Raw genomic sequence first — 6,632 nt, forward strand, 5'->3', positions numbered from 1 at the left:
CTTTTCTATTTTATTTTCCTTCCCTAATCAAATAGATGTAAACGGGGAAGTGATCGCTGAAACCTACTTCGGTCAGCGTATGTCGCAACGGATAACCCTTATATTGACCTGCGGTTGTAATCAGGAACGGTTTGTTATAAATACCTGCCTTCCAGTAGCGCCACGAACTGTAATCCGTTTTGATAAGTGGTTCAGTAATCATAATGATATCAAAAATATCCCAAGCGTCACGGTAACCGATGGTTCCCATACCCTGGTTGGCCATGCTTTCAAAAGGATTGTAAACACCCAAAGGTTTTACATCCGATTTTTTTCCTTTAGCGCCGATTACTTCTCTAACACTTTTATTGAAACTGCCGTCGTTCAAATCCCCAAGAATAATCACTTTTGCTTCCGGTTTAATGCGCTGTAATGAATCGGTAATCTTTTTTGTCAACGCTGCCGCAGCTTCACGGTAAGGAGCACTTTTCTTTTCTCCTCCTGAACGCGAGGGCCAGTGACAAACAATCACATTGATCTCTTCACCGTCTAACAAACCAGTCACCAATAATTGGTCACGTGTATAGATTCGTTTTGAGCTGGCATCTACATGGGAATTGTCATCCGTCTTCTCTTCAGATTCCTTTTTATCTTTCTTATCGCCGTTTTTTTCATAAATAATCAACGGGATGTTTTTGTAACTCAGCGGTTGGAAATGATCTTTCTTGTACAACAAAGCCACATCGATACCACGCTTGTCCGGCGAATCGAAATGCACAATTCCGTAATGTTTATCGATTAATTTCGGCTGTTTTACCAGATCCTCCAAAACGCCGCGGTTTTCAATCTCACTTCCTCCGATCAAAACAGGAGATTCTTTCTGATACTCGCTGGTTCCCAATTCGGACAGAACGCGGCTTAAGTTTTCCAATTTCTTTTTGTACTTAGTACCTGTCCAGTTTTGTGCGCCGTTCGGAAGCCACTCTTCATCATTATTCGCCTGATTGATCGTATCAAAAAGGTTTTCAAAATTGTAAAAAGCTACTGTCTGAACCGCAAATTTCTTGTTTTGATTCTGACCGATGGCTGTAATCCCACTAAGGAACAAGACAAAAAGAATGATAATTCTATTTTTCATAAATTGATTATCTGTAATTTGTTACTATTAAATTTATTAACGGATTGGTATTTTTTAATACCTTTCATTTTCCAACTCAAATATACTGCCAAACAATTTGGAATCCTTTCCGAATTTAATTTTTCGGGCAACAAATGTAACATAATAATGCTAATTTGTTTACTTTTATAAGTTAATAAATTTTCACAAAAAAAATCGATATGAAAAAACAAATTTTTATTTTTATTTAACTAAAAATCAATCCGTTACAACTATTTCTTTTTGTTCTTCCCCAAAAAACAAAAAAATTTATGATTAACTTATGATTAAGTTTTGTAAAAATATATAACAAGACTATTGCAGGTTGTTGTAAAACACGTAAATTTGCGCCCCTTAGTTTCTTATTCTTTAATAAACAGGAGATTAACTTTAATTTACTTTATGAAAAAACTTGTAATTTGTACTTTACTTGTAATGCAAGTCGTTTTTGCCTGGGCGCAACAAAGCCCCGCCGTAAAAGGTAAGGTCGTCGATTCAAAAACGCAGAAAGCACTACAAAATGTTATTGCAACTATTCAGAGCACGAACCAGTCAACGACTACAGATGCTTTGGGAACGTTCGCTTTTACTTCCGCAGCTGAAGGAAATCAGGTCCTTTTGATTCGCAGCAGTGGTTACTTACCTCAAACTTTTACAATTGAAATTAAAAAAGGGGAAACTCTTGACTTAGGTGTTATTGTCTTAGAAGAAGACGTTACCACTGAGCAGCGTTTAGCCTTAGTTGTAATTACCGACAATGATTTAGGTGATGACAACAGTGGTTCCGAAAGTACTTCGGGACTTTTACAGGCTTCGCGCGATGCTTACCAACAAGCAGCTGCTTTCAACTGGGGAACAGCGCGTTTCAAAATCCGTGGTTTAGACAACGAATACGGAACTACCATGATCAATGGTGTTGTAATGAACAAACTTTACGACGGCCGTCCGCAATGGAGCAACTGGGGAGGTTTGAACGACGCGATGAGAAACCAGGAATTCACCATGGGTTCTGCTCCTTCAGATTATACCTTTGGAAACATCCTAGGTACACAACAAATCAGCACAAGAGCTTCGTTCTACCGTCCGGGAGCGAGAGTATCTTTCTCAAGTACAAATACAAACTACAGCTGGAGAAGTATGGGAACCTATGCTTCAGGAATGAACAGTGACGGATGGGCTTTCGTGATTTCCGGATCAAGAAGATGGGCTGAAGAAGGCTACTTCGACGGAACAGATTACGGCGCTAACTCGCTTTTCGCAAGTGTTGAAAAAAGAATCAACGACAGCCACAGCATCAACTTTACCTCTATCTACGCACAAAACAGCAGAGGAAAAAACTCTCCTAACACGAATGAAGTCAATAATATGGCTGGCAGCAACTATAATTCTTACTGGGGTTGGCAAGACGGAAAAAAGAGAAATTCCCGTGACAAAGACGTACAGGAGCCTATCGTAATGTTAAGTCACTATTGGAAAATGAACGAAAAAACGAGTTTGAACACCAATGTGGCGTTTCAGACCGGAACTGTTGGAAACAGCAGAATCGACTTCCAGGGTGTGAACAATCCGGATCCCACTTACTACAGAAACCTGCCTAGCTACTACCAGTCATTATACAACAACGACCCTGCTTACGTATTGGCTAACGATCCCTCAGCTTATCAACCGGGTGGTTTAGGAGGTATTCACCAGCCTGATTTGGTTAGTGCATCCGATCCGAATGTTGCTACCTTCCTTGATCCGAACAAAAGACAGTTAAACTGGGACCGCATGTATGATACCAACAAGAAAACCGACGCAGGAAACAGTGTTTATGTATTATACGAAGACAGAACAGACGATACACAATGGACCGCAAATTCAATCCTGAACTCTCAGATCGCTGATAACATTGTTTTAAATGCCGGAGCAACTTTCAGACATTTAAAATCACACAACCACAAAACTTTATTGGACCTCTTAGGAGGTAACTATTATACCGACATCAATACGTTCGGAAATAACGAAAACCAGGTCGAATCAGACTTAAACAATCCGGGAAGAATTGTAGGAGAAGGCGATAACTATGGCTACAACTACAATCTTTATGCAACGGCAATCGATGCATTCACGCAATTCAAATTCACGTACAGAAAATTTGATTTCTATTTAGCACAGACTTTCGCAAGAAACGAGTACCAAAGAGAAGGTTTATACAGAAACGGTTACTATCCATCAAACTCTTTTGGAGACAGCCGTAAAATTGCATTTGACAACTTCGGTTTCAAAGGAGGTCTGACTTATAAACTTTCAGGAAACCACTTGTTTACTTTCAACGGAGTAAGAATGTCAAAAGCGCCGACGTTAAGAAATACATTCCCTAACGCGCGTGTAAACAACAACATCGTGCCGGGATTACGCAACGAGACTATCTCCAGTGCCGATGCAAGTTACATTTTCAGATCACCAAAAGTAAAAGCACGTTTAACCGCTTTCTACTCAAAAACAGAAAACGCTACGGAAACTTCTTTCTTCTTTGCGGACGGAGTTACGGTAGACGACGGTAATCCTGATACTACAGACGAATCCAGCAATTTCGTTGCGGAAACGGTAACAGGAATTGACAAGAAAAACATCGGTGCAGAGTTTGGTTTCGAATACCAGATCACTACAACGATAAAGGCTACAGCTGTTGCTTCATACGGAGAATATACCTATGATAACAATCCAAATGTAGCATTGACAGTGGATGCTTTAGGTTCAAGTACAAATTTAGCTCCGGTCACCAACTATGGAGAATCTAAATTAAAAAACTACTACCAACCGGGTATGCCACAAAAAGCAGCTTCCTTCGGATTGGAATACCGCGATCCTCATTTTTGGTGGATCGGTGCCAACGTGAACTATTTAGCAGACCGCTACATTGATATCGCTCCAATTCTGAGAACCGATAATTTCTACAGAAACCCTGAAAGCGTAAACGGAAATTCATTCCCGGAAGCTACAGAGGAAAGAGCACGTCAATTGCTTAAACAGGAGAAATTTGACGATTTAACATTGGTTAACCTTACCGGTGGAAAATCATGGAAAATAGGAAAACAAATGATTGGCGTTTTCGCTTCGTTAAACAACGTATTTGACATCAAATACAAAACAGGTGGTTACGAGCAGGCAAGAAATGCGTCATACAGAGAATTAAATCAGGATGTTTCAAGCGGCACTCCGGCTTTCGCCCCTAAATATTTCTACGGTTACGGACGAACCTACTTCGTTAACCTTTACATTAACTTCTAATTTTTTTAAAAAATGAAAACAAGAATCATAAAATCAGCTCTTTTATTCACGTTCTTGGGAACGGCTTTAACCGGATGTGTACATGGTGACGATTATAATACTCCGGACTTACAATGCACTGAACCAGCATTGGTAAAAACCAAAGAGGTTTCTGAAATTCCAGCAGGTGATGTATTGGCACAGTACACCGAAGATGACATTATCGAAGCTTACGTTACTTCAAGTGATGAGGCAGGAAACTTCTTCAAATCAATTTCGTTCCAGACTTTGGATGGTTCAAAAGCATTCAGCGTACCTACAGAACTTACTTCTTCATTCATCGACTATCAGCCGGGTAAAAAAGTCTTTATCAAAATGAGAGGCCTTTACACGGATATCAGTGATGGCGGAATGAGAATCGGAGGTGCTTACATTTCTGACGGTGTTGCGGAAGTAGGCCGTCTTTCCATCTCACAAACAAAAAATGCATTGAAAGGTTCATGTACGGTTGTAAACGAAGAAGAATTGGTTCAGCATGTTAGTCTTGCGCAATTGGGTACTAATGCAGACAGTTACTTAAACAAACTTGTTGAAGTTGACAATGTTCAGTTTACAGATGCAGCAGTTGGCAAACACTACTACGAGTCAAACAACGACTTGGGTGGGGCTACAAACCACTATATCATGGACAGAACGGGAACTCAGATGGTTTTCAGAACAAGTTCATTTGCAATATATGCTCATAAATTGGTAGCAACAGGAAGCGGAAAAGTTAGAGGTGTATTAACTCGTTTCGGTGATACTTATCAGTTCATGGCACGTTACGAAAGAGACATCATGTTGAGCAACCCTCGTTTTGGTTTAGCTACTCCTTTCTTCTCGGAAGATTTCCAAACGGCTACAAACAATACCAACCTGAACAATCCGGGATGGGTTAATTTCGCACAATTAGGAAACGATTTGTGGAGAGAAAAAACCTTTACTTCCGGTGGTGTAACTAATGGTTATGCGGAATTCAGCGCATTCAACTCAGGTGATGCTACAAACGTGGTTTGGTTAGTTACGCCGGCGATCGACCTTAACACTTATGATAACAACATTCTTAAGTTTGATGTTTGTCAGCACCATTTGGATGTAGATTCTCCTAACAACAGTTTAGAAGTTTTGGTTTCAACAGATTATAACGGTTCAAATTTACTTACTGCAACTTGGACACCTGTAACTTACAATGCTCCGGTAAAAGCTACAGCGTGGTATCAATTTCTTAATTCTACTGTAGATTTATCTGCTTATACTGGAAATATCTATGTAGCTTACAAATTCAGAGGATCTGGTACTGACCTTACTTTAGACGGTGCTTTCCAGGTTGATAACGTAAAAGTATACGGTTTTAACAACTAAGAAACATGAAGAACATATTTAAGATTTCCTTTGCGTTTACTCTATTGGCATTGACTGCTTCATGTGATGATGACGACGATGTTAACTTCGTGCAACCAAATTATTTAGCAGGAAAATGGGTTCCTGTCGAGACGGGTTCATTAAATGATGAAAACATCCTGGATTATCTTCCTTATGAAAATGATTCGGAATGTGATCTTGACTACCTTCGTTTAAATGAGGATTTCAGCTTTAGCTTTACGGATTTCCACTACAACGGAACAACTTGTGAAAGCGAAGTTTTAGAGGAAGGAAAATACAGAAAAGACGGAAGAACTTTGATTTTGACCACTACGGAAGAAATCGACGGTGTTCCAACTGAAGTAGAAACTATACAAAACCTAATATCATTAACGTATGATACCATGGAGGTTTCTTATACTGATGCAGATACTGGTGAATTAACATTCATTAAGTTTGCTAAAAGTGAATAATTTGAGTTAAAAAATGAAAAGCGCCCTACAAAGGGCGCTTTTTTTATTTCTACTGTTTTACAAATTACTACTGAAGCAGAATCAGCCTTTTTCAGGGCCGATATACATAAAACGGCGAGCATTCCTCAGCCACTATATTGTTTCCGTAAATCCAGGTTTAAACGCGAAAAAAGCGCGCTCAAAAACAAAAGTAAGCTCCCTAAATATTTACCGTCAATTCCTAGAAATAAAAAAAGCACCCCTTAACGGGGTGCTTTTTAGTTATAACGTATTTTAAGAAGCAGTGCTTACTTCTTCACGATCATGAATTCAGAACGTCTGTTTTTAGCATGTTCTTCATCAGTACACTGATCGCACTGTACTTTTGGTTC

The 6,632-nt window shown here is 39.5% G+C and carries 4 protein-coding genes; 3 read left to right on the forward strand and 1 reads right to left on the reverse strand.

Annotated elements, in window-relative coordinates:
- Positions 1-10: 10 nt before the first annotated feature.
- Positions 11-1,117, reverse strand: a complete 1,107-nt coding sequence (locus AC3E9U_RS15305; RefSeq protein ID WP_488747798.1) for an endonuclease/exonuclease/phosphatase family protein — start codon at positions 1,115-1,117, stop codon at positions 11-13.
- Between the two features lie 420 nt (positions 1,118-1,537).
- Here AC3E9U_RS15305 and AC3E9U_RS15310 point away from each other — a divergent pair, with 420 nt between their 5' ends.
- From AC3E9U_RS15310 to AC3E9U_RS15320, 3 genes are read left to right on the forward strand one after another with little or no spacing between them, the layout of a single operon-like run.
- Positions 1,538-4,408, forward strand: coding sequence for a carboxypeptidase-like regulatory domain-containing protein (locus tag AC3E9U_RS15310; RefSeq protein WP_488747799.1), 2,871 nt, complete (start codon positions 1,538-1,540; stop codon positions 4,406-4,408).
- 12 nt (positions 4,409-4,420) lie between these two features.
- Entirely contained in the window at positions 4,421-5,788 is a 1,368-nt protein-coding gene (locus AC3E9U_RS15315; protein ID WP_488747800.1) for a DUF5689 domain-containing protein, read from the forward strand.
- A 5-nt stretch (positions 5,789-5,793) separates the two neighbouring features.
- On the forward strand, positions 5,794-6,261 hold the full coding sequence (locus AC3E9U_RS15320) for a lipocalin family protein (protein WP_488747801.1): 468 nt from the start codon (positions 5,794-5,796) through the stop codon (positions 6,259-6,261).
- The last annotated feature ends 371 nt before the right edge of the window (positions 6,262-6,632 follow it).

The organism is Flavobacterium sp. 21.1 (assembly GCF_057801535.1).